We start from the raw sequence: 23,334 nt of genomic DNA, 5'->3' as shown, positions 1-23,334 counted from the left end.
AAAAGGTCTAAGCATATACTCAAACCTTTCATTTTCGCAAAAAACCTATTTATCAAAGTGAATCAGTATTAAAAATCAACGCTGACATCAAAGATATAATAACGACCGGGTTCATTGAACGTACGCGCACCAGCATTGGTCGTCGTACCTTCTCGTTTGACTTGTTTATCAAATATGTTTTTGACACCAGCGCCGACGGTGATAGCGTCCGTTAGATTATAGCGCGTGCTCACATTAGCAAGTGCATAAGGTTCACGGTCAAGTTTTGCAGTACCAAGCTCATCGCCAGTTGTCACAGAGATATTAGGTGCCTCGATGGTTCCGTAGTAGCTGACGCCAAAATCTGTATTCCAGCGCGGGGTAATGTCCCAATCGACACTTGTGTTCGCTGTGAATTTAGGAATTAACGATAGCGGCTCGCCCGTATCTTTACGCTCTGAGCGAATGTTGCCCGTTAAGTTGGTTGACCATGTGACGGTATCTGTGACAGGTACTTTGACAAATCCTTCAAGACCTTCGATAACCGCATCGCCTTGGTTTTCCCACTGGAATACAGAACGACTGGTAGCAATGCCATCTGCCACGACCCCTATCACACCTACACGATCGACACCTGCACCGATCCGATTGTCATAATCGTTATGATAGTAAGTTAAGCCTGCATTGAGCCCATCATTGTCTTTATAAGTAAAGGTCAACTCTTTGTTCCAAGAGGTTTCGTGATCCAAATCAGGGTTACCCAAGACATAGCAGCCTCGTTGATCGAGCGGTACATTAGATGGACAGCCATTACCACCAGTATAGTAGATATAGTTCGGATCAAGCTGATAAAGTGAAGGCGCTTTAAATGCGCGACTGACACCTGCTTTTACCGACCAGTTCGGGCTAAAGTTCCAAGTGGTGTTAATACTGGGTGACCAGTTGCTACCAGCCTGATCATGATAGTCAAAACGGATACCAGGCGTGATATACCAATCAGGATTGAGTTGATAATTGTCTTCTAAATAAGCACCGATAAGATACGAGTCTGTCTTTGGATCCCGCTTAGAAGGATCGGTCTCTGTATCACCGAACTCAAACCCGTCATCAAATGCTAAGTTGGCAACCACTGGATTATCCAGTTTTTCACCACGGAATTCTGCACCCGCCGTCAACGTATGACGGTCAAAGTAGATATCCCACTCTGATTTTGCATTTAGCGTGTCATAAGTCGCTTCTGTCCAAGTGTACTCTTCTCCTTCACCAGGAACTGAAATTTGACCTTCATTACGACCTGCGCTGCCTTCGTTGAGGCGCTCATTGACAGTACGCGTATATTCTAAGTAACTATTGCTACTGCTATTGTCATATTCACCGCGGTGAGTGAATGCCGCGCCATAACGCTCCATTTTGTTGGTTTCTTGACCCGCTAAGGCATTGACCAAATCATCATTGACGGTTTGAAACTGCGAATCACCCGCCCAGCGATTGCTTTGATTACTATAATTAATCTCAACGCCAACGGTATTCATCGCATCCATCGCGTATTCAAACAGCTGGCGCGCATCTATATTTTCGACCCCTTCACGACCTGCCGCAACAGAAGCTTCTGGACCACCACGCCCATCAACAATGACTGCATCTTTTGCATTAATATAAGGATCGTCTCCTTCACTCTCATGATAGCCAAGTGTGGTACGGAAGGACAGCTTATCTGTTAGCGGGCCTGCCATATTGATGTTAGTCCGCCAATCGTCGCCTTCAAAATTACTCTCTGGCAGCTCATAATGACCTGATACTGAAAACTCTTTTTTGGTCGGTGCTTTGGTTATGATATTGACCACGCCGCCCATACTACCAGAACCATAGCGAGCTGCTGCAGGTCCACGCAAAACTTCAATACGTTCAATGGCGCTTGGCGGTACCCATTGTGAGTCACCGCGGGTGTCCTGCTCACTGCCGCGACCAGGACGCACGGCATTACGAGAAGTGACTGGTCGACCATCGATCAAAATAAGTGTGTTATTTGGGCCCATACCGCGCAAATCGATTTGGCGCTGATTGCCGCGCTGGCCCGACGTAGACGAACCTGACAAATTTACGCCTGGCATTTTACGCACGATTTCTGAGATGTCATTAGAAATCGATGCTTTTTCGATGGCTTCTTCACTAATGATAGATAGACCTGGTGCTTGCACCAACTCATCTCTAGCCGCTAAGACAACAATGGTATCAAGCTGAGTGCTTGGCATCTCTTGCTGCTCAGTCGCTTCTTGTGCCGTAAGCTGATTGCTTTCAGCGGCAAATGCCGTCGTACTAAGAATAGAGGCAATAGCGACACTCAACAGCGCTTGACCAGTCCCAAAACGGGATAATTTTTTTGTATGAACAGGTTTTTTATAAGAAGGTGTTGATAACATCGGCATAAATAACAATCCTGAAAGTACTTGTTTTTATCAATACCTTTTAGCGTCATCCATCAAAGAAAGCTCAGTAATAGCACACATACACGATGTAAAAATGAATAATGTGAGGCTAAAGTGTGTTTATGTTTTGAGCAAACACAATGGAATTTTGATCAAAAAGAAAAACTGGCATTCTTTGACTGCAACTGATAGACACTAAATGGTCAGCATATTGATACAGGCCACATTTTAAAACAGACAAACCAAACAACAGTTAACTGTTCAGCAATAAAGAATGCACACTTTAGCAACATTGTAAGGATAATACAAACAATAATGATAATTATTATTGTTTACGAATTAGAGTAAAAAATTTTAATATAAATATCATATTGTTAGAAGACATCTAAAATTATTATTTTTGAACGAAGCAGATTGATTGAGCAGAGGGATAAGTATATTGGTGAGGGATAAAATTACAAAAGTGATTTTTTTAGATAACATCATTCCCTAAACACACGCGGCGCAAGAGGAGTTTGCACAGACGTGTGTAAAGGCTGATTGGACACATTAGACTGATTTTGAGTAATTGGCTATAACGTCCACAAGTGGTTTATTTTTTTGCCAACTGATTGTCAAGACTTAGGTGGCCGCCGCCTTGTATCGCCAAAGAAACCAATACAACCAATAAGGTTAGCGCATACTCATAGCCATTATTGCTTGCAAATAAACCATTACTAATATGTACCGAAAAAATAGCGACTATCATGGTAAAGGCGGCAACCACTGCGGCTGGTCGGGTCAATAATCCTAACACCAATGCCAAACCACCAAAAAATTCAGCGCTACCAGCCAATATGGCCATCAGATAACCTGGCTCAATCCCGATACTACTCATCCAGCCAGCAGTGCCTGCCAAACCATTACCGCCAAACCAGCCAAATAACTTTTGCGCACCATGCGCGGCCAAAATAAGACCAACTGGCACACGCAGTATTAGCGCGGCTATCCCAGCTTTTGATAGGAAGATTTTTTTTAAGGTTGAATTTGTCATTGATGGTTACTCTATAAAATGTATGTGGAGACTTATGTTCGTCTCGATAAGGCAATACACTTTACTATCAACAAAGTAAAAGAGTAAGATAACTAATAGCAAATAACTAACAACAAAATGTTGATAATAATATTCGTAGTCATTTCAAGGAAATCATCAGTAATGGACAGAATCGATGCCATGCGCGCCTTTGTGTCAGTCGTCACTGAAGGCAGTTTTAGCAATGCTGCAACCGCGATGCAACTGTCGCCGCAGTTAGTGAGCAAGTATGTGTCAAAGCTAGAAGAACGTCTTGAGATACGATTACTCAACCGCACCACGCGCAAAGTCAGTCTAACAGAAGCTGGCACGCACTATTTTCAGCATGCTCAGCAAATACTGTTAAGTATCGATGACATGGAGTCCAAACTGGGCGGGTTTCAACAAAAGCCTAAAGGAACGTTAAGAATCAGCGCGCCCGTGTCATTTGCATTAAAACATATGGCGCAATTGATCACGGATTTTCAGACCCTCTACCCTTCAGTCAATGTCGATTTACAATTAACAGATCGTAAGGTAGATATTGTGGAAGAAGGGTTTGATGTGGCGCTTCGTATTGGACAGCTCAAAAGCTCTTCATTGATTGCTAAGCTGGTAGCGCCTATTCGAGTCATCTTATGTGCCTCGCCTGACTATCTCAACAAGCATGGTATCCCTCGCGACCCTGAAGATTTAAAAAATCATCGTTATCTACATTACAGCTATATGGAAAGAAGCAGTAAAGAAGAGATTTATCAAGGACTGAGTATAGAGAGCAGTCAGCGAGATGGCGGGCTGAGCAGTAATAATGGAGATTTGCTGGTCAATGCAGCGATAGCAGGTGCGGGATTGGCGCTGCAACCCACTTTTATTGCCAGCGAAGCCATTGTAGACGGTAAGCTGGTGATAGTGCTGCCTGAATATGAGCCCGAAACGTTAGGCTTGTATGCGGTGTATGCGCACAGAAAACTACTGCCGCATAAAATCCGATGCTTCATTGATTTTATTGAAGGGTATTACGGTTCACCGCCTTACTGGGATGAGCCGATACCCGCAAAATAATAAGCGTGTTTTTAATTCACTATAAAATAAACACAGCGCGGCTAAAATACATGTTAGGTAGCTGTCGATGAAAGCACAGCAATCACAAAATTTATTTCAGCCGCACGTTATGATATTCGTCATTTATCTCAGCTGATATCTAAACAAATATATTTGGTTTCAACGTATTCTTCGATACCGTATTTTGATCCTTCACGCCCCAGACCAGATTCTTTAACCCCGCCAAACGGTGCCAACTCCGTGGTCAGCATACCTGTATTGACGCCGACCATACCGACTTCAAGCGCTTCAGCGATACGCCATACACGGCCAATATCTCGGCTATAAAAATAACCTGCCAAGCCATACTCAGTACGATTGGCTAAGGCAATTGCTTCTTCGTCTGTGTCAAATTTAAAAATGGGCGCGATAGGGCCAAAAATTTCTTCATTAGCAATCCGCATGTCATTGTTGACGTCGGTCAAAATGGTTGGATTAAAGAAGTTTTTATCCGCATCGACTCGTTGACCACCGCACAGTACCGTCGCGCCTTTGTCTTTGGCATCTTTAACCAACGCCTCGGTATTATCAGCCGCAGCTTTCGAAATTAGCGGGCCTTGTGTCACCCCTGACTCTAAGCCGTTACCGACTTTTATGGCGCGTACTTGTTCTGCCAGTTTTTGTGAAAACGCTTCATACACGCCCGCTTGCACAAATAAGCGGTTGGCGCACACGCATGTCTGACCACTGTTGCGATACTTGCTCATCATCGCGCCAGTGACGGCAGCGTCTATGTCAGCATCATCAAAAACGATGAAAGGTGCATTGCCACCCAGCTCCATTGACATCTTTTTGACCGTATCAGCACACTGTTTCATCAGGATTTTACCCACGCGCGTTGAACCGGTGAAACTGATTTTTTTGACCATCGGGTTTGTGGTCATCTCCTCCCCAATCGCAATCGGATCCCCTGTCACCACGCTATAAATACCGTCAGGAATACCCGCTTGCTGTGCCAAATACGCCATTGCCAATGCTGAGTATGGTGTCTCCATCGCAGGTTTGACAATCATTGGACAACCGGCTGCTAAGGCAGGCCCTGCTTTACGACTAATCATTGAGTGTGGAAAATTCCACGGAGTGATAGCGGCGGTAACCCCAACAGGTTGTTTGATGACGATCAAACGCTTATCTGCCATGTGGCCAGGAATCACATCACCATAAACCCGTTTCGCTTCTTCAGCAAACCATTCTAGATAATCGAGTCCGCTTTGAATCTCACCCTTAGCTTCAGCGATTGGCTTGCCTTGCTCATGCGTCATGAGTAGCGCCAAATCTTCGATGTTTTCGGCAATCAGCGTGTGCCAACGACGCAAAACAATACTGCGCTCTTTACCCGTTTTTTTTGCCCATGTTAATTGCGCCGTGTCCGCAGCCTCAATGGCGCGACGAGTTTCATCACCGCCCATCATTGGTACCGTACCAATGACCTCTCCTGTCGCTGGATCCAGTACTTCATGGGTTTGCTTATCGTCAGCATCACACCACACGCCATTGATAAAGGCTTGTTGTCTAAACAACGCATCGTTTTTTAATTGCATTTCTCTCTCCAGCAGGTTTTTAGGCTTCTAATAATCCGCGTGTGGTTAATACTTGACGGGCAATGCGAAAGCATTCTACGCCTTGGGGTACGCCGCAATAGATTGCGATGGCATGAATCGCGGCACGAATTTCTTCCACCGAACAGCCGTTGGTGATGGCACCATTTAGATGTAGCTCCCACTCATGCATTTTGCCGAGTGCCGCAATCATGGTTAGATTCATCAGAGAACGGGTTTTGGCATCGATGGCCTCATCACCCCAACCAAAACCCCAGCACCATTCTGTCATCGCTTCTTGAAACGGACGGTTGAAATCGTCGGCGGCCTGTAGGTTTTTGTCTACATATTCAGCGCCTAAGACGGCTTTACGCTTGGTGAGACCAAGCTCAAATCGTGTTTTATCCATGATTATTCCCTATTATTTATTGTTGGTTGAGATGCAAACCCATACGGCAGGCTTCATCGATATGTTTGCGGCAAGCTTTAACAGCAGCTTTACTATCACCTTTGGCAATATTGTTGACGATGTCTTGTAGATTGTTTGGGCCTTTTACCGAACGCTCTTTGGTCGATAAGGTCATAAAACGCAAACGACCGATACGACCATTCAAGCGCTCTGTCAACTCCCACGCAACCGTCATGCCAGCCGTCACAAAGAGACGCTCGTAAAAGGCATAAGAATGCGCCAGTGCTTCGACCACATCTCCTGCATGCAAATTGTCTCGGATTTGAATCAACCCTTCTTGCAATAATTCCACTAACTCAGGGCTGGCTTGCTCAGCGCAGTGCCGAACCGCTTCACTCTCGAGCATGGCTCGCAAATGGTAGATTTGACGAATCTCATCGCTCTCAAGCACAGCCACTGAAGAACCGCCTGCAGAAAAAGTCACCAAATGCTCGCTTTCTAGATGCCTTATACACTCTCGTACCACGGTACGACTGACACCCAACTGCTCACAGATCGTACGCTCCACCAATCGCTGACCTGGTGCAAGCTGTCCAATCATGATAGCCAAGCGCAATTGCTCGAGCGCTGTGTCTTTTAGGGTCTTTGGTTTTTCTACTTTTTCTAACATAAGGTCTCTGCTCTCTTAGATGTAAAAAAGAAGTATAGCGAGTATGGCACAAAAAAGCAGTAAGCTTGTACATCGTATCATGGTATACCATAATATTTTTTTTCAAAAAAAGCTAGTAATTTATTTAATACCGTATTATGGTATACCAATATTGTTAGAAACCATTTATTACTCAAGATTATTTAAAAGGGAAGCCATCATGCAAAAACCAGAAATCAGAAAAATCGTCACTTTTGAAGAAGAGACTTTGGTTGAAGGCTATAAGTCAGCCGATACACCTCTACGCATGTTTGCGGTTGCAGCTGTTGTGACCAATCCATGGGCTGGTCGTTATGCTGAAGACTTGCAACCTGAAATCAAAGCGTTCGCCCCTGTACTAGGTAAACTGCTGACGGACAAAATCATCGCTTTAGCAGGTGGGGCTGACCAAATTGAAGCTTATGGTAAAGCCGCTGTAGTGGGTCTAAATGGCGAAATCGAACATGCCTCAGGTCTGATTCATACCTTACATTTTGGCAATTTTTATCGTGAAGCCTTGTCTGCCAATACGTATTTGGCCTTTACCAATACACGTGGCACTGCCAACACCCCTATCATGGTTCCATTGATGGACAAAGATGACGCTGGGCGCCGCTCGCATTATTTGACGATTCAATTTGCTATTCCTGATGCGCCTCGCGACGATGAAGTAGTGATTGTGTTAGGCGGTGCCACTGGTGGTCGTCCTCATCATCGCATTGGTGATCGTTACCAAGACCTAAAAGATCTCGGTCACGATTTGAATAACCCAGCCGCCGTTTAAGGAGCAGTTACTGATGAAATGGTCACGCAAAATCTCTGACGGCATTGCTTATTACTCTAATGGTAATCAAGACAATCAGCATGAAAATGACAAAACCACTCCCGTCGTTTTTGTTCATGGCGTGGGCTTGCGAGCAGAAAGCTGGTATCAGCAGGTATCAGCCTTTGACGACCGTTATCGTTGTTATGTGATCGATATGCCAGGACATGGGGAAAGTGATTTATTGCCCAAGCCCACGCTTATGTTAGAAGACTTTGCGGCGGCTCTAAACACTTTTATCCAAAATGTGGTTGGAGAGCGTGCCATTGTCGTTGGACACTCGCTTGGTGCAATGACTGCCCTACAAACGGCGGTCAGTTACCCAAAAATGGTCAGAGGCGTTGCCGCGTTCAATGCCATCTATAATCGTCCTGATAATGCGGCGCAAGATGTACAAACTCGCGCAGAATCACTACTCAACGATCTTGATCAAAATGTGACTGATAAGCCGATTGCCAGATGGTTCGATGGTAATCCGCAATATGACAATGAAGCGGAGCTGTGCCGCTCATGGCTAAATAATGGTAACCGTTTGGGGTACGCGCAAGCTTATCAGATGTTCGCACATCTGCGGGGTATTCCAGCAGCAGAACTCAAAACCATTAGCGTTCCTGCATTATTGTTGACAGGTGAGATGGACATCAACTCAAGCGCTAAGATGTCGCTTACGATGGCTGAAATCCTGCCGAATGCCAATGCTGTTATCGTGCCAGAAGCGCGCCATATGACACAAATGACACACGCCAATGCCGTTAATAGCGCCTTGGAAAGGTTTTTTGCCCAGTGCGACGCGCACCATACGGCCAATGTGTAATCTAAAATATGCTTAATTTGAAAAAGAGGTTCTCATGAAACAACTTGATCCTAAAATGCTACGCAACGCCTTTGGCAGTTATATGACTGGGGTGACTGTGATAACAGCGGTGAGTAAAGATGGTACGCCTGTCGGTTTTACAGCCAACTCCTTCACCTCGGTATCGCTTGATCCGCCATTGCTGCTGGTTTGCCCAGCAAAATCTTTATCTACCTTTGAGGTATTTGCCAACTGTGACAGCTTTGTTGTCAACATTCTAAGTGAAGATCAGCAGGCTGTATCGAACATTTTTGCCAGCTCTAAAGAAGACCGTTTTAGTCAGATTGAGTGGCACAAGGATGAGCAAGGCAACCCTGTCATTGATGGTGCGCTCACACATTTTTCTTGTAAAACCGAACGCAACCTTGATGCAGGTGACCACAATCTTCTAGTCGGAGAAGTACTGAATTTCTCTAATCGTGAAGGCCATGGTTTGGGTTATGCGTCAGGCGGTTATTTTAGTTTGGCCTTAGAGCGCGAAGCGGCAGACATCAGCACCCAAGAAAAACACGTCTGTGTTGGCGTTATTATCGAGCATAACGGTAAAGTGATTATCAACAAAAGCGAAGGCAAAGCTGTCTTACCTAATACGACAACCGATGACAATACCAACGCAGTCAGCACCATCAAACAGTTTTTGACAGATAACGGTATAGATGCGCAATTAGGCGCTGTGTTTTCAATCTATGAAAACACCAAAACCAATACCAACTATATCTTTTACCGCGCCATTGCAAACTCAGCAGAGACCCAAGGGCTTGGTGAATACGTGGCAATCGATGATATTGAAAAACAAGATTTTGCGACCTCAGCCATGAATTCGATGATGGCTCGCTACGCCGCAGAGAGCGAAAACGGTCTTTATGGCGTCTATGTTGGCCAAGAAGAAAAGGGCCGCGTCCATTAAACTTTATAGCTAAACGACACTTAAACAAACATGACCTGTAAATACAGTCAGTAAAAACAAATAGCAAAGGATATGCCTTATGAAATTCTCACTATTCCTACACATGGAACGCCTCGACGAATCACAATCTTATGAACAGCTCCATCGTGATTTTATTGAGCTGGCAAAAATGGCCGACCAAGGCGGTATGCACGCTATCTGGACAGGCGAACACCATGGTATGGATTTTACCATCGCCCCCAACCCATTCTTAAATTTGATTGATCTATCCCATCACACCAAAAACGTGCGCTTAGGCACGGGTACAGTGATTGCACCCTTTTGGCATCCGATCAAATTGGCTGGCGAAGCTGCCATGACCGACATCATCACAGGCGGCCGATTGGATTTGGGTATCGCGCGCGGTGCTTATAATTTTGAGTACGAGCGCTTAATGCCGGGTATGGATGCCATGGAAGCGGGCGGACGCATGCGAGAGCTTGTCCCTGCCGTCCAAAAACTATGGAAAGGCGACTATGCCCACGATGGCAAATTCACCCAATTCCCATCGACCACCTCAGCACCAAAACCGGTACAAAGTGGCGGCGTGCCTATGTGGATTGCAGCTCGTGACCCTCATAGCCATAACTTTGCAGTAGAAAACGGTTGCAACGTGCAAGTCACCCCACTGTGGCAAGGCATGACAGAAATTCAAAACCTCATGACGGCGTTTAAAAATGCCAAAGCTGAACATGGTGCAGGTAAGAACCCAAAAATCATGCTACTACAGCACGCTTATGTGGGTAGTGATGCCGATGATGTGGCGACAGCAGCAAAATCCATCAGTCGTTTTTACTGCTACTTTGGCGCGTGGTTCAAAAACGAGCGCCCCATTCGTCAAGGCTTGCTTGAGCCATTGAGCGAAGAAGAAATGGCAGCAATCGATATGTATGCGCCTGAAAAAATGTTAGAAAACATGCCAATAGGAACGCCTGAGCAAGTCATTGAAAAGCTCAAAGTCTATGAAGAATTGGGTTATGACGAATTTGCATTTTGGATTGACTCTAGTATGACGTATGAGCAAAAACGCGATTCGTTACGCCGTTTTATTGATAATGTCATGCCTGCGTTTGCATAAATATTTTGAGTCTCTTACTCTAGTGCGGGCTAAACAGACAACCTAAAAAATTTGGAGAATCACCATGACCAAACCTCATTACCAGCTCTATATCAACGGTGAGTGGTGCGAAGGCAGTAACAACCAACACTTGGACAGCTATAATCCTGCGACTGGCGAAGCATGGGCAACGTTTGCCTGTGCCAGCCCTGACGATGTTGAGCGTGCTGTCAGCGGTGCAAAAGCAGCCCTTAACAATCCTGAATGGGCAAAAATGACCGCCACTCAGCGTGGCAAGTTATTGTACCGCTTGGCTGAACTGATCGAAGAAAACGCTGAGAGACTTGGTGAGATTGAGACGACAGACAGTGGAAAACTGGCTCACGAAACGGTCGCTCAAACCCGCTATGTCAGCGACTATTATCGTTATTACGCGGGTCTTGCTGATAAAGTTGAAGGCGCGACGTTACCGATTGATAAGCCTGACATGCATGTCTTCACCACTCGTGAACCCATCGGTGTGGTCGCTGCGGTCGTACCGTGGAATGCCCAGATGTTCTTAACATCGACCAAACTTGGCCCAGCGTTAGCGGCGGGCTGTACCATTATTTTAAAAGCGTCAGAAGTCGCGCCTTGTCCGATGTTTGCGTTTGCTGAATTGATTGAGCAAGCAGGCTTCCCAAAAGGGGTGGTCTCTGTCATCACAGGGGATGCCGAAAACTGCGCCATTCCTCTGACCAGTCATCCTGATGTCGATAAGATTGCCTTTACAGGTGGGCCTGAAGCGGCGCGTCACGTGGTCAGAAACTCTGCCAATAGCTTTGCGGTCACAAGCTTAGAGCTGGGTGGCAAGTCTCCTATCATTGTCTTCGAAGATGCAGATTTGGAGAGTGCTGCTAACGGCTTGATCGCTGGTAACTTTGGCGCGTCTGGACAGTCTTGTGTGGCAGGCTCTCGCGGCTTCGTTCATCGCTCTATCTTGCCTGAAATCATCAAACGCGTAGAAGAAAAAGCCAAAAACATCGTGATTGGCAATCCACTCAATCCTGAGACGCACGTTGGCCCTTTATGCACCAAAGCGCAGGTTGAGCGTATCAAAGACACATTAGCAAAATCAGTCGCACAAGGCGCAACCATTCGCTTTGGTGGTCAGACTCCTGAAGATGCGGAATTGGCAAATGGCAACTACTTTTGCCCAACGCTCGTCGAATGCCCGAATACGGACATCGAAACGCAAACCATTGAGATGTTCGGCCCTGTCATGTCATTAGTCGCGTTTGATACCGAAGATGAAGCGATTGCAATGGCAAACAACAGTGTATACGGCTTGGGTTCAGGCGTATTCACACAGAATTTGGCTCGCGCCCATCGCGTCTCTAAGCAAATTAAGGCAGGCGTTTGCTGGATCAATACGTACCGTGCTATTTCTCCAACTGCACCGTTTGGTGGTTATAACCAATCAGGCTACGGGCGTGAGGCTGGTAGCGAATCGGTACTGCAATACACACGCACAAAAACCACATGGATTAATATCTCGGCGGAGCCGATGGCTAATCCTTTTATCATGAGATAACCAACTGGTGTAGTCAGCTACATTAAGTTTTAAGGAAAAAACTATGGCTATCCGTCCTCCTTTAGAAGAGTTAAAGATAAAAACCCATGACAAAGGTTTTTATAAAGGTTTCAATCGTTTTGTCACCGTAACCTCGAAGATTTTTGTAACGCTGGTGGTGATTTGGATTCTAAGTGACATCGAGCGTTCTGGTGCCATGCTCGATGCCATGAAGAACTGGTCGTATGCCAATCTAAACGGCTACTACACCTATTCTATCGCCTTTTATATTTTGGTCTGTCTGACGGTTATTTTATGGCCGTCATTTGGCCGTATTAAGCTTGGCTCTGACCCAAATGGCAAACCAGAATTTTCGAATTTTTCTTGGTTTTCGATGATATTTGGTGCAGGGATTGGGATTGGTGTCTTAACGTATAGCGCCGCCGAACCCCTTTGGCATTTGATGAATAACCCTGACATCATTATGTCAAAAGAGCTCATTTTGTCATCAATGAGCAGCAATGGTATCGCACTGCCGCAAGGCGCTGATGTCTTTACCTTTTATCAAGATCAGGTCGCGGCTAACGCATTGGCTCCTATTGATAATCTCGTCATACCCAAAAGTGATGAAGCATTAGACACCGCCTTTCGTTATGCGTTTTTTCACTGGGGTATCAGTGCTTGGGCGACGTATTGTTTGGTTGGTATCTGTTTGGCATTTTTTGCTTATACACGCGGTTTGCCGCTCACCATGCGTTCGGCACTTGCGCCTTTATTTGGCAAACACTTAGAAGGGCCACTTGGTAATATCATCGATGTGGCTGCCGTCATTGCGACTATCTTTGGCGTGGCGCAAACCATCGGTATTGGACTCAGCTCTTTTGCCTCAGGATTGTATAGTATTACTGGTATTTCGTGGCTGGTCACGGATGCAGTCAATCCTGAACCGACGACAGGCGCATTATTGATGTCGTTACTTGTGGTCATGTGTCTTTCTATGATTTCAGCCCTATCAGGTGTTGGACGCGGTGTTAAATGGCTCAGTAACATCAACATGGTGCTGTCATTTTTACTGTTAGCTTTCTTCTTGATTTTTGGCGCAACGATGTTTGCGTTAGAGATGCTGGGTAAAGGTATTTTTAGCTATGTGATACATCTGCCTGCAATGGCAGTAACAGTTTGGGATCCTAATACCGAGCTGGGTGCTTGGCAAACCAGCTGGTCTATTTTTTACTGGGCATGGTGGATTGCGTTTGCCCCCTTTGTTGGTCTGTTCTTGGCACGTATTTCTAAAAACCGTACCATTCGCGAGTTTGGCTTGATTGGTATTGTTGCCCCAAGTTTGACCCTGTTTGTTTGGTTCTCCTTCATTGGTGGTACTGGCATTGATCTAGAGTTAAGCGGTATCGCAAACGGTAAGATTTTTGATTCAGGATTGACCGCGCAGCTGTTTGAGATTATTGGTTTTATGCTAAATCCAGCGATGGCAGGTGTCTTATCGTCGATGGTGGTTGTGCTCCTACTCACCTATTTGGTGACGTCAGCCGACTCTGCATTACTGGTCGTCAATACCTTAAATGCGGCAGGTGAAGTCCATATCGAGAACGGCCCAAAACATATCATCGTTTGGAGCATTGCACTGACTGCGGTCATTGGTGCGTTGATATTGGCGGGCGGATTAAATGCGATTACTTCAGCCATGATTGTGGCGGCGATTCCCTTCTCCTTTATCATTATTTTGATGGCAATCAGTCTATTAAAAGCGTTGATTTTGGACATTGCACGAGCAAGAGAGCGTAAGCTTTAATGTTTTAATGGATATAAACGGCAATGTAAAAACCCCACCATTTAAATGTTTAAATGGTGGGGTTTATTTTTATTATCTGTACTTTAGATAGTTTAATAATCAACCGTATAACTCAAGCCATAAGTCGTGCCTGTTGCGGGCAGACGATTGAGATCACCAAACGTGGTTTGATGATAAACCGTTTGATAGTCTTTATTGAGGACGTTATAAACGCCATAACCGACTCGGCCCACTGGCATTTTTACTTGACCCAGTACATCCAAGGTCATGTATCCTGTGACTGGCTGCGCACTCGCCTTGGGATCTTTTTGTTGGTCTTTGAACGCTCTATCATCGCCGCCGATAGCCAGCGCTTGCAGACGAATATTACTGCCTTCATCAAAGTTGTATTGCGCAAACGCCGTACCTTTGAGCGGTGTCAAACGTACCGCGTCTAACTCCAACCAATCGCCATCTTTCTTATACTGGCCACGTGTGTAGGCCACGCTGCCACCCACTTGCCAATTATCGCTGATATCTTGAGTCAGTGAACCTTCGACGCCATAGACGCGCTCATCGGTATCCACCACTTCTACCGTATAGTCATTGGTAAACTGAACGGTTTTATCTGAAGTATTATAAAAACCCGTTACTCTTGCTGAGGTGTCACCGCGCTTGCCTTGCCAGCCTAAATCGTAATTATTGATTGCGATAGGCTGCACGTTGTCTGAGTTGACCACAAACCCTGCGCGTACATCACGTAACGCACGCTGTATATCAGCCGTGGTAAAACCTTGAGAGAAATTGGCAAATATTTGATCGTTCGGTGTCAGCTGATAACTGCTACCAAGATTAAACAAGGTTTTGTCGTGATCTGTCTTACCTTTTGCGACGTCACCTGCTTGGTAGTCAGTACTAGAGCCATTAAAATATTCTTCTAACAGCTGCTCATAAAAGGGGGTAAAGGTATCTGTTTTTGATTTGAGCTTTTGATAACGGACGCCTGCACTCGCATGCCATTTGTCAGTGATGTCTATGTCAGAGTTGACAAAGGCACCAATTTTATCGATGGTCGTGTCTGGCCCGCTATTATAGCTCATACCATTTGCCTTTGAGACCAGACCATTACTGTCCTCGAACTGGGTGAAGTCTTGTCCATGGTAAGTTTGTTCACTGTTCTCACGCTCAAAATCCGTGCCATAGCTCAACAGTATTGGCTTGTCAGCAAGCTCAGTCTCAGTCTGCATCGCCGCACGTAAACCCATCACTTCGATATCGGCTTCTGATTGCATAACGAATTTCGCATCAGCTGCCAGCTCTTTCGCTTTGTCTATGTCGATTCCGTTTTCTAGCAATACTTCACGGGCTTGTTTTCTGCCGTCTTTAGCCGAAGGATAAAAACGTCCCTGTTCATCGCGGTAGTAACCTGTAACGCTTAAATTAGAACCAAAAACATCATCATTGTTGTAGTTTAGGTTCACTGATTTTTTGGTGGTATAAGGCTGATCTTCTATCCGAGCGCCATCAATTGCTTTTAAAGACGGCGGCGTACCGAGTAATAATACTCCTAAGTTGTTACCGTAATCTGGGCCATAATCAGTATCTTGCTCATCGTTGTAATAGGTCACTGCAAGGTTTACGCTTTGGCTATCATCAATGTCCATACCTAAGTTGGCATTGACACTTAATGACTCGGTATCTTGTTGATCGGTTTGATTGACGTCTGTTCCGATTCGGTCACCACGGCTATCGAACTTGCCACCCTTATTTTCGTAATCCACATCCAAGCGGCCATAGACACGTTCGCCGCCATAACCCAAGCTCTGCCCCACATGATAACCGAGAGAGTCGGATTCAAATTCACGACTGCTGTCGATACCGAGTCGAGTCTGACCTGTAAAACCAGCACCTGCTGCGGATTTTGTCACTAGATTGATCAAACCACCTGCGGCGCCAGACCCATAAATACTCGTCGCACCAGACAGCACTTCTACCCGCTCAAGTTGAGAAGGATCAATGCTGTTTAGCTCTCGTGATAAGCTACGTGATCCTGATAACGGCACCCCATTAAGCAAATACTGTACTGGACGACCACGCATGGTCGTACCATAATTACTGGTTGAGCCACTACTAGCACCCAAACTTGGAATCAGCTGAGCCAGTATATCGCCTGTGGTACGGTTGCCTGTCGCCTGTGCTTGAATGTCCTCTTCACCAATCACTTGCGTGACCGCTGGCATCTCACTGATTTTTTGTGCCAGTGCTGTGCCCGTTTTAGCACGCGCAGTTACCGTAATAGTATCCAACGTTGTGCTTGGCACTTCACTGATAGCCGCGTTTTCAACGGCATCTGTTGTAGAAGCATTGACATCCGTTTGTGCATATAACTGCTGACTGATACATAGCGTGAGAAGAGAGAGAGCAACTTGATGATGACTTTTCATGGTTAGTTCGCTTATATCTGTATAAGTGGAGACAGGTTAAAGTATGTTTGGCTTATAATACAAAGTGTACTAGGTTTGTGACTGACGCATTGTAAATGATAATTATTTACATTTCCACACTTGTTTACAAACTATCGCTTGGCTGCTCTCTATCAGAGCCATGACTTTGACAGATAAATGATTGATATACGCTCATGTATGAACACATAAACCACTTAACCAATTGATTTGTCATTCATTCATCTAAAAAACAGTATGACTACTGTCTGAATAAGGAATCCAGTTGCTTGTTTTGATAGGCGTCAAAAAATAGCTGGAACTTTTCCTCATCTTGCTGATGCTTGTCTTGGCAGTCAGGTAATAACTGCTGCGCAACCTCTGGCGACAGTACGAACACCCCATCGTTATCCATAATAGCGATATCGCCTGAGCGGATAAGCGTATGTTGCTCGCCAAAACGATAGCAGATATCAGCTCCCAGCACGCCTTCTGTGGCATTACTTTTAAATGTAGTGACCGAGCTTACGCCTTGAGCAAAGACAGGCAGACCCAGTTGCTGGATGTGTAACGAATCGGTTGCCTGTCCAATAACAATCACGCCTGCAAGCTTTTCATAAATTGCAGCGCAAGTACGCAGCGCACCCCAACAGGCTTTGTTGCCCAATACTTGGGCATCAATACATAAGACATCATTCGGCTGCGCTTGAATCAGAGCTTGATGGATGACCTTTGTGTTATCGGAGTTCAAAACCACTGTCACTGTTTTGCCAACCACCGTGTGCGTACAAGGATATAGCGCTTTGATATCTGGTAAGTACCCGCTCTCATTTAGATGACCAATCGTCGACGTGCCGATGTCTTTGTAGCTCTCTACTAGCGTCTCAATATCGATGTTATCCATTTATTTTTGCCTCACTATGCTTGTGTACTGAATGTGCCATAGGGTTTGCTTCGATATTTTTTGCGCTAAAAAAAGGATTGATGGTTCTACTCTCCCCTGCAGGCATGCTGCCATGCGGATCATCACCGCGCTCAATCACTGGCAGCAGCAAGGTTTTGTGTGGATAGTATGGATTGGTCAGTAGCTGCTCACGGACAAACTGCGCTTGATCAGTATCAAAATCAATACTTGCCAGCGCATTATCAATACTGCTCGTTGCCTCAAGCCAAAGTCTATTTTCACTAAGCTCATAATGCTCAGACAACGCTTCAATAATGGCGCGGATATTGACCAATATGCCCAATGACTGTAAATAAAATATCAGTGCTTGCGGACTGTCTCGGTACAATCGGTTTTTAAAATTGGGCAGGCTTAAATACTCAGGGTCTGCAATTTGATAATGCGCAAGCCACGGCAGGTAAATGCGTAACGAATCATGGTCGCGCAGTAATATACTGGTAAAACGATGGCGTTTGCTGACCATCACGACATTTTGTCCATGCATCTCAGGTGCAAGCCCCAAACGTAAGCAGCGCAGCATCGTACCCAAAAACACATCGCACAAGTTTTTGAAGTATTCGGTAGCCGCAGATTTTATGTATTCTGCGTTTATAGATACTGATTGATCAGGCGCTGGTTTAGAGCTTAAATACTTCGCTTGAATCATCTCATCAAAAGGATGGTGACTGACGCCATCTTTGTAGACCAACATGCCTAAGCTTGCCATCGGCATCAGGCGGGTTTGATCTTCGCACAGATCGGTAGGCAAACTTCTGAGCATTGCGCCCAGATGCGTGGGTTTTTCTTGATAAAAATACGGGTTGGTCGAGCATTTGTCTTGCACATGCATCGGTGACATATAGCCCCACCAAATACGCTCATCCCAAAGCCGCAGCGTCGCTGCCAATGCTTCATCTATCTGTCTTGCCTGCATCAAAATTGCCTGGTTTTTTTCACCATTGATCAGTTTTAGGGCGGGCAAATACCGCTTTGAATTTAAGGCATACACACCGATTGGCAGCTTGATACTGTGGGGCGTATCCGCACTCAATAACATACTACGCATTGAAGCACTGGCATAAGTGACTGCCGCATCAAACCTGAGCTTGACGATTGTGCCATCTGCCAGATCCTTGGCATAGCTATCCGCGTGGCTATTCATGGCATTGTTACTCATATCATCACTGCCAACAGAATCGGTAGCAAAACCAGCTTTAATCAATTGAGTCAGTTGCCAAGGATGGACAGGTAATGCCACATGCGTATCGCTCAAATGACGCTCTACCATCTCCTCTGCCAATTTTTTTTGCTGCGCTGCATCTAATAAATAAGCTGCTGGATTTTGTTGGTCAATGTCCTCTACCTGATCCGCCACCATCAGATGGGTTTTGGCAACCGCCACCCATGCCAACGCAATGGGCTGATTAAACTCTGCCATGTAACGCTCATATTCAATGGCCGTAAAACCCAGTTTGCCCTTTGCCAATGGATGAAAAGGTCGATCCATCAGTGAACCCCATTGCTCGGCGGCAATTAAGGTTTGATACCAATGTGGTTGAGCATAAACTGTCGTGGTGATGTTGGCACGAGCAGATTGGGTCTTGGCAATGATCGCCGCTTGCAGGCTCTCTTTTAGCTTTAATATTCCGCTCTCACTTAAAGAAGATCGATCCATCGCAGACAGCAAAATATTCAAAAGCGTCTCTACGGTTTCGATTGGTTCTAGTGGTTGAAACGAATTGTCATTAGAGTTGTCGCTATCGTGGTCGGAGCTGTTGAAATGAGACTTATCTTGTTGGCGGTATAAAACAGGCAAGCAAGATTTATGCAATCGCCACGACGATGTATACCCCGACTCTACCAATAACAATAGGCGATTATCTTTACTCGTTTGAATCACCAATAGCGGATTATTTTCAGCAAAAAACGTTTGATAAGCACTTGGTAATAACACCAAATGCGGTTGCAACTTTTGACTTGCGAGATAATCTGTCGTCGTTGTTACCTCGATCAAAGACGCTTTTATCCACTCCTCAAGCAAGACACACTCGGTCAGATAGGTGATTAATGCGCTTTGTATTCTTGCCGCATCTGGTTTGATAGCGGGATGATCCGTTTGAACTGGATATAAAGTTGGCAAGATTGGCATTGTCTTGATATTGGCGGTTTTATCAGTACTTAACATGATGCGTGTGCTCGGCTTTTGGCTAATGGGTTATTGATGTATTTAATTGGAAATACATGATCGCCGAACAAGCGACGCTTTGCCAAAGACTCAATACGCGTTTGCGGCGCGAAGACATCAAATAGCTCAAACCTTGCCTCATGTTCTGGATGACAAGACTGGTACTCAGTCACACAGTCAGACACCTGTTGCCAAAACTCAGCTTCAGGATAGTGATAGTGGGTTTGTATAAAAATAGCAATGTCAGCGAATGCCACAAAAAACAAGCAAGCGACCGTCATGTCTCGAATGCCGTCCGTATCCTCTGTTTCGATAAAGGAGCCACGATTGAGCGCCGCATGAACGGCAGGCAAGCTATAAAAATTGGGAATCAAGTCTTGTCGAGTCAGATGTTTTGGGGAATAACGCACCCCATCATGCAAGTCTTTTAGTAGGACTTTTACAGGAAATCCTGCTTCGTGTACCAGCACGATATTTTGCGCATGACATTCGAGGGCAACGCCATGACCAAACAAGAGATGCAGTATCGGCGCCACCGTCACCTTGATAAGCTGAGCCGTCCAAGCCTCGACGCCGTACTTTTTAATCCAAGGATCAATAAGTATAGAGCCATCCGTATTGACATAGCTGACCCCATTTAAAGGAAAAGCCGTTTGATTGCTTGATAAATACCGACTTACGTTTTCGCGCCAAATTACCCCCAATCCGCCATAGATGTGCGGATGCTGGTAGCCACGCGCTTGTAGTACCTCATGATCTAGACTGACACCCACCGTCTCACCCAAAAAGGCAATAGATAGCGCCTGCGCTGTCGCATCTTCTGCCACCAATTGATTCAACCATTTGGTCACGACCGCCGCGTTCATCACCGTATGCTTGGCTAAAATACGGGTACTTGAAGTGTTCATCAAATGCATACTGAGCTTGAGATAATCCTTGTCTTCTTGCAACATAGACAAGGAGCGAATCGACTGCTGAGCGCGATATTGGTTACCCGTACTGCCCAAATAGATAATGTCTTGTGTCTTAATAAGGGTTTGTAGCGCTAAAATTAAGATATTTTGCCATTGCCAAGGATGCGCTGGTATCAAACCATAAGCATTGGCTTTAACATCAGTATTGGCATTGGCGACAATGGCTTCAATTTCACCCTGCTCACTCGTGGTCGTAAGGATATGATTTAACTTGTCATGTAACGCGGCAAACTTATCCATATCCACATAGTCTTTAATCCACTCATCAACATCTATATCGGCAGCAGTGTTGCTGACCAACAAATCCTTTTTGACCGCCAACCACACCACCTCGATATTTTGATCAAACTCTGGCCCATAGTCATAATTGTCTTGTAAATCAAAACCGATACGCGATTTAAAACAAGGGTGATAGGGATGCCCTGCCATCAAATAGCCTTCGAGTTGCTCGTAAGTCAGCCTATCAATAGCTGCTGGCATGTTTGGTACTGATAAATGCGGTGACAGTCGCTGTGCTTGGTTTTCATTGATTAAAGTATGACGCAGCTCTTTGATAAAACTGTCTTTTAACGTGGCATCTTCTATCTTTAATAAGATATCGTTAATGACATTCTCAAGCGTGGCATCATGAGTCTTGCCATCAATGACGCGCTGTACGTTGCAATCGTTAAAACGAATGATGTCAAAACTATAATGAATATAACCTTGAGCCTGATAATGGATATGATTAGCGGTCTTGATGGTAAAGTCTAAAAGCGTGTCGTCATCGCTCGATGTCGCATTCTCATAGTCAAACTCAATAATGTTTTCATACAGTAGGGCTTGTAGTAGTTGTTTAATCACCCGCTGCTCCACGCGCTGCATGGCTTTGTGATCGATTGGTGCTTGCCACGGCGCAGTCACGTCAATCTTTTGGTCATGACTTTTATGGTCTATTTGATGATTTTTCATGGTTAAATATCCTTTCCTAAAACTGAAAAAAAACGGTTAAGTAAAGTCGATATAATCAATAAATATTAAAGCGAATGATAATTATTTACGTTTTTTATTTAAAAAAATGCCTCAATTCGGTTGGTTTGACACATTCACTACATAGGTTCTATAAAGCATTTAATCACTTACTCATTCAGACCGCTTTTGGTAATCGCCGCGCCGAAAAAATGGTCAAAAATAGAATTACAGCCAAAGCAACAAAAATCTCTTGAATAGCCATACCAACGCTTTGTCTATTACCTGCCGCTAACAACTGTGCCCCGCGTCCTGCGATATAAATCGTCACCAATGTTATAAAGACGGTAGAGACGATTCGGCGACTGATGTTGTTAAGGGCAGCACCTTCTGTCACCATCTCTTTGGCTAAGCTACTAAAACCGACCGTGGTGGTGGGCAGATAGGCCATTCCCACACCCACCCCTTGTATACTCATGATCACTATCAATAACCAAAGCGTTGGCTGATACAAGCACCATGCCAGCAGTAGCATGGACGACGCACTAAGGACAATACCCAAAATTCCTATGTCTCTCGCGCCATATTTATCCACGCGCTTGCCAGCAAAATGCGTGGTGATACTAGACATCAGCGTCGCGGTCATCAAAAGCACGCCAGTCCACAAGGCACTCTTACCCATGACCTCTTGAACTAAAATAGGCAATAACAACAAACCCACCATCAGGCCCAAGGTTTGTGTCACGCTGATAATCGTACTGTGCAAATACACGGTATTGCTAAACAAGCGTACGTTTAATAATGGCTGACTCTGACAGCGCTCATACACCCACCAAACCATAAAAGATAGCAAGAACATGGCAGCAAGCAGACTGGTCTCAATCACACTCGCAAGGCTGGTATGAAAATCTGTTTTGAGCGTGCTCAGCCATGTCATCAAAGCCAGCAGCCAAACCAACAAGCTGACAAACCCTATCACATCAAAAGTCTTATCGACCTTGGGCGAGCCAACATTTGGTAAAAATCGCCACACCATCAGAGTGACCGTTGCACTTAGCGGCAGCGTCACGGCAAACAATGTCCACCATGTAAACTGCTCAACCAAGTAAGCACCAACTAACGGACCAAATGCCAGTGACATCATAATAACAATGCCCCACAGCGCCATCACTCTACCGTGTCTATGCTGCGGATATATCTGGTAGAGCATGCCGATCGACAGCGGAATCGTCAGACCACCACTTAGCCCTTGTATAGCACGCGCTACGATGACCATCGTCATAGAGGGCGCGCACATTCCAATCACCGACCCCAGCATAAACCCGATAATTGCGGTCAAATAAACTGGCCTAAACGCAAAATTTTTATGCAAATACCCACTGAGCATAAGCCCCACGCTCATAGACAGCACGTAAGCATTCAGTACCCAGCCGCCCATCACAATATCGACGTCGAACACCGACATAAAAACAGGAATAGCAGGATTGAGGGCGCTATTGCTAAAGCTGATGACCGTGCCGCCAAGCAACAAGGTCAAAAGTACTTGTCGACGTGGCTTGCCTGTCAACTTCTCATTGCTCAATTTTTCACGGCTCTTGAGAGATACCATCATTTATATCATTGACCCGTAATGA

17 protein-coding genes are annotated in these 23,334 nt (G+C 45.3%); 7 read left to right on the top strand and 10 right to left on the bottom strand.

The genetic code is table 11. From position 1 onward, the window contains the following. Positions 1 to 68 precede the first annotated feature (68 nt). Both CZ794_RS10585 and CZ794_RS10580 read right to left on the bottom strand, forming a co-directional pair. Complete coding sequence (locus tag CZ794_RS10585; RefSeq protein WP_087041548.1) at positions 69 to 2,405, bottom strand: FepA family TonB-dependent siderophore receptor; 2,337 nt, start codon at positions 2,403 to 2,405, stop codon at positions 69 to 71. 592 nt (positions 2,406 to 2,997) lie between these two features. Then, on the bottom strand, positions 2,998 to 3,438 hold the full coding sequence (locus CZ794_RS10580) for a DoxX family protein (RefSeq protein ID WP_087041547.1): 441 nt from the start codon (positions 3,436 to 3,438) through the stop codon (positions 2,998 to 3,000). A 162-nt stretch (positions 3,439 to 3,600) separates the two neighbouring features. Between CZ794_RS10580 and CZ794_RS10575 the strand changes: the two genes are divergently transcribed. Continuing rightward, on the top strand, positions 3,601 to 4,518 hold the full coding sequence (locus tag CZ794_RS10575) for a LysR family transcriptional regulator (protein ID WP_087041546.1): 918 nt from the start codon (positions 3,601 to 3,603) through the stop codon (positions 4,516 to 4,518). A gap of 128 nt (positions 4,519 to 4,646) precedes the next feature. Here CZ794_RS10575 and CZ794_RS10570 read toward each other — a convergent pair whose 3' ends face one another. From CZ794_RS10570 to CZ794_RS10560, 3 genes are read right to left on the bottom strand one after another with little or no spacing between them, the layout of a single operon-like run. Next, on the bottom strand, positions 4,647 to 6,098 hold the full coding sequence (locus tag CZ794_RS10570) for an NAD-dependent succinate-semialdehyde dehydrogenase (RefSeq protein ID WP_087041545.1): 1,452 nt from the start codon (positions 6,096 to 6,098) through the stop codon (positions 4,647 to 4,649). A gap of 19 nt (positions 6,099 to 6,117) precedes the next feature. Next, positions 6,118 to 6,504 carry a carboxymuconolactone decarboxylase family protein gene (locus CZ794_RS10565; protein ID WP_087041544.1) on the bottom strand — a complete coding sequence of 129 codons (387 nt, stop codon included), beginning with the start codon at positions 6,502 to 6,504 and terminating at the stop codon, positions 6,118 to 6,120. 16 nt (positions 6,505 to 6,520) lie between these two features. Further along, positions 6,521 to 7,174 carry a GntR family transcriptional regulator gene (locus CZ794_RS10560; RefSeq protein ID WP_087041543.1) on the bottom strand — a complete coding sequence of 218 codons (654 nt, stop codon included), beginning with the start codon at positions 7,172 to 7,174 and terminating at the stop codon, positions 6,521 to 6,523. A gap of 199 nt (positions 7,175 to 7,373) precedes the next feature. Between CZ794_RS10560 and CZ794_RS10555 the strand changes: the two genes are divergently transcribed. From CZ794_RS10555 to CZ794_RS10530, 6 genes are all read left to right on the top strand, one after another. Then, complete coding sequence (locus CZ794_RS10555; RefSeq protein WP_087041682.1) at positions 7,374 to 7,976, top strand: amino acid synthesis family protein; 603 nt, start codon at positions 7,374 to 7,376, stop codon at positions 7,974 to 7,976. A 13-nt stretch (positions 7,977 to 7,989) separates the two neighbouring features. Beyond that, entirely contained in the window at positions 7,990 to 8,829 is an 840-nt protein-coding gene (locus CZ794_RS10550) for an alpha/beta fold hydrolase (RefSeq protein ID WP_087041542.1), read from the top strand. A gap of 34 nt (positions 8,830 to 8,863) precedes the next feature. Further along, complete coding sequence (locus tag CZ794_RS10545; protein ID WP_087041541.1) at positions 8,864 to 9,775, top strand: flavin reductase family protein; 912 nt, start codon at positions 8,864 to 8,866, stop codon at positions 9,773 to 9,775. Between the two features lie 79 nt (positions 9,776 to 9,854). Beyond that, positions 9,855 to 10,892: an LLM class flavin-dependent oxidoreductase gene (locus tag CZ794_RS10540; RefSeq protein WP_087041540.1), complete on the top strand. Its 1,038-nt coding sequence runs from the start codon at positions 9,855 to 9,857 to the stop codon at positions 10,890 to 10,892. Between the two features lie 64 nt (positions 10,893 to 10,956). Further along, entirely contained in the window at positions 10,957 to 12,444 is a 1,488-nt protein-coding gene (locus tag CZ794_RS10535) for an aldehyde dehydrogenase (protein WP_087041539.1), read from the top strand. Positions 12,445 to 12,487: 43 nt separating this feature from the next. Beyond that, positions 12,488 to 14,230: a BCCT family transporter gene (locus CZ794_RS10530; RefSeq protein ID WP_087041538.1), complete on the top strand. Its 1,743-nt coding sequence runs from the start codon at positions 12,488 to 12,490 to the stop codon at positions 14,228 to 14,230. A gap of 92 nt (positions 14,231 to 14,322) precedes the next feature. Here the strand turns inward: CZ794_RS10530 and CZ794_RS10525 are convergent, their stop codons facing one another. The 5 genes from CZ794_RS10525 to CZ794_RS10505 form a co-directional block, all read right to left on the bottom strand. Continuing rightward, the gene (locus CZ794_RS10525; RefSeq protein ID WP_087041537.1) at positions 14,323 to 16,653 is read right to left on the bottom strand and encodes a TonB-dependent receptor; all 2,331 of its coding nucleotides are present in this window, start codon (positions 16,651 to 16,653) and stop codon (positions 14,323 to 14,325) included. Between the two features lie 259 nt (positions 16,654 to 16,912). Then, positions 16,913 to 17,554: an RraA family protein gene (locus CZ794_RS10520; protein ID WP_087041536.1), complete on the bottom strand. Its 642-nt coding sequence runs from the start codon at positions 17,552 to 17,554 to the stop codon at positions 16,913 to 16,915. After that, positions 17,547 to 19,778, bottom strand: coding sequence for an IucA/IucC family protein (locus CZ794_RS10515; protein WP_087041535.1), 2,232 nt, complete (start codon positions 19,776 to 19,778; stop codon positions 17,547 to 17,549). The genes CZ794_RS10520 and CZ794_RS10515 overlap by 8 nt, the downstream gene beginning before the upstream one ends. Continuing rightward, on the bottom strand, positions 19,772 to 21,703 hold the full coding sequence (locus CZ794_RS10510; RefSeq protein WP_087041534.1) for an IucA/IucC family siderophore biosynthesis protein: 1,932 nt from the start codon (positions 21,701 to 21,703) through the stop codon (positions 19,772 to 19,774). Before CZ794_RS10510 ends, CZ794_RS10515 begins: the two co-directional genes overlap by 7 nt. A gap of 175 nt (positions 21,704 to 21,878) precedes the next feature. Further along, a complete protein-coding gene (locus CZ794_RS10505) occupies positions 21,879 to 23,312 on the bottom strand; it encodes an MFS transporter (RefSeq protein WP_087041533.1) in 1,434 nt (477 codons plus the stop codon). Between the last annotated feature and the right edge of the window lie 22 nt (positions 23,313 to 23,334).

This window comes from Psychrobacter sp. JB385, assembly GCF_900163785.1.
GTDB lineage: Bacteria > Pseudomonadota > Gammaproteobacteria > Pseudomonadales > Moraxellaceae > Psychrobacter.
The sequence above is the reverse complement of the archived record's forward strand: the minus strand, read 5'-3'. Positions and strand labels throughout refer to the sequence as shown.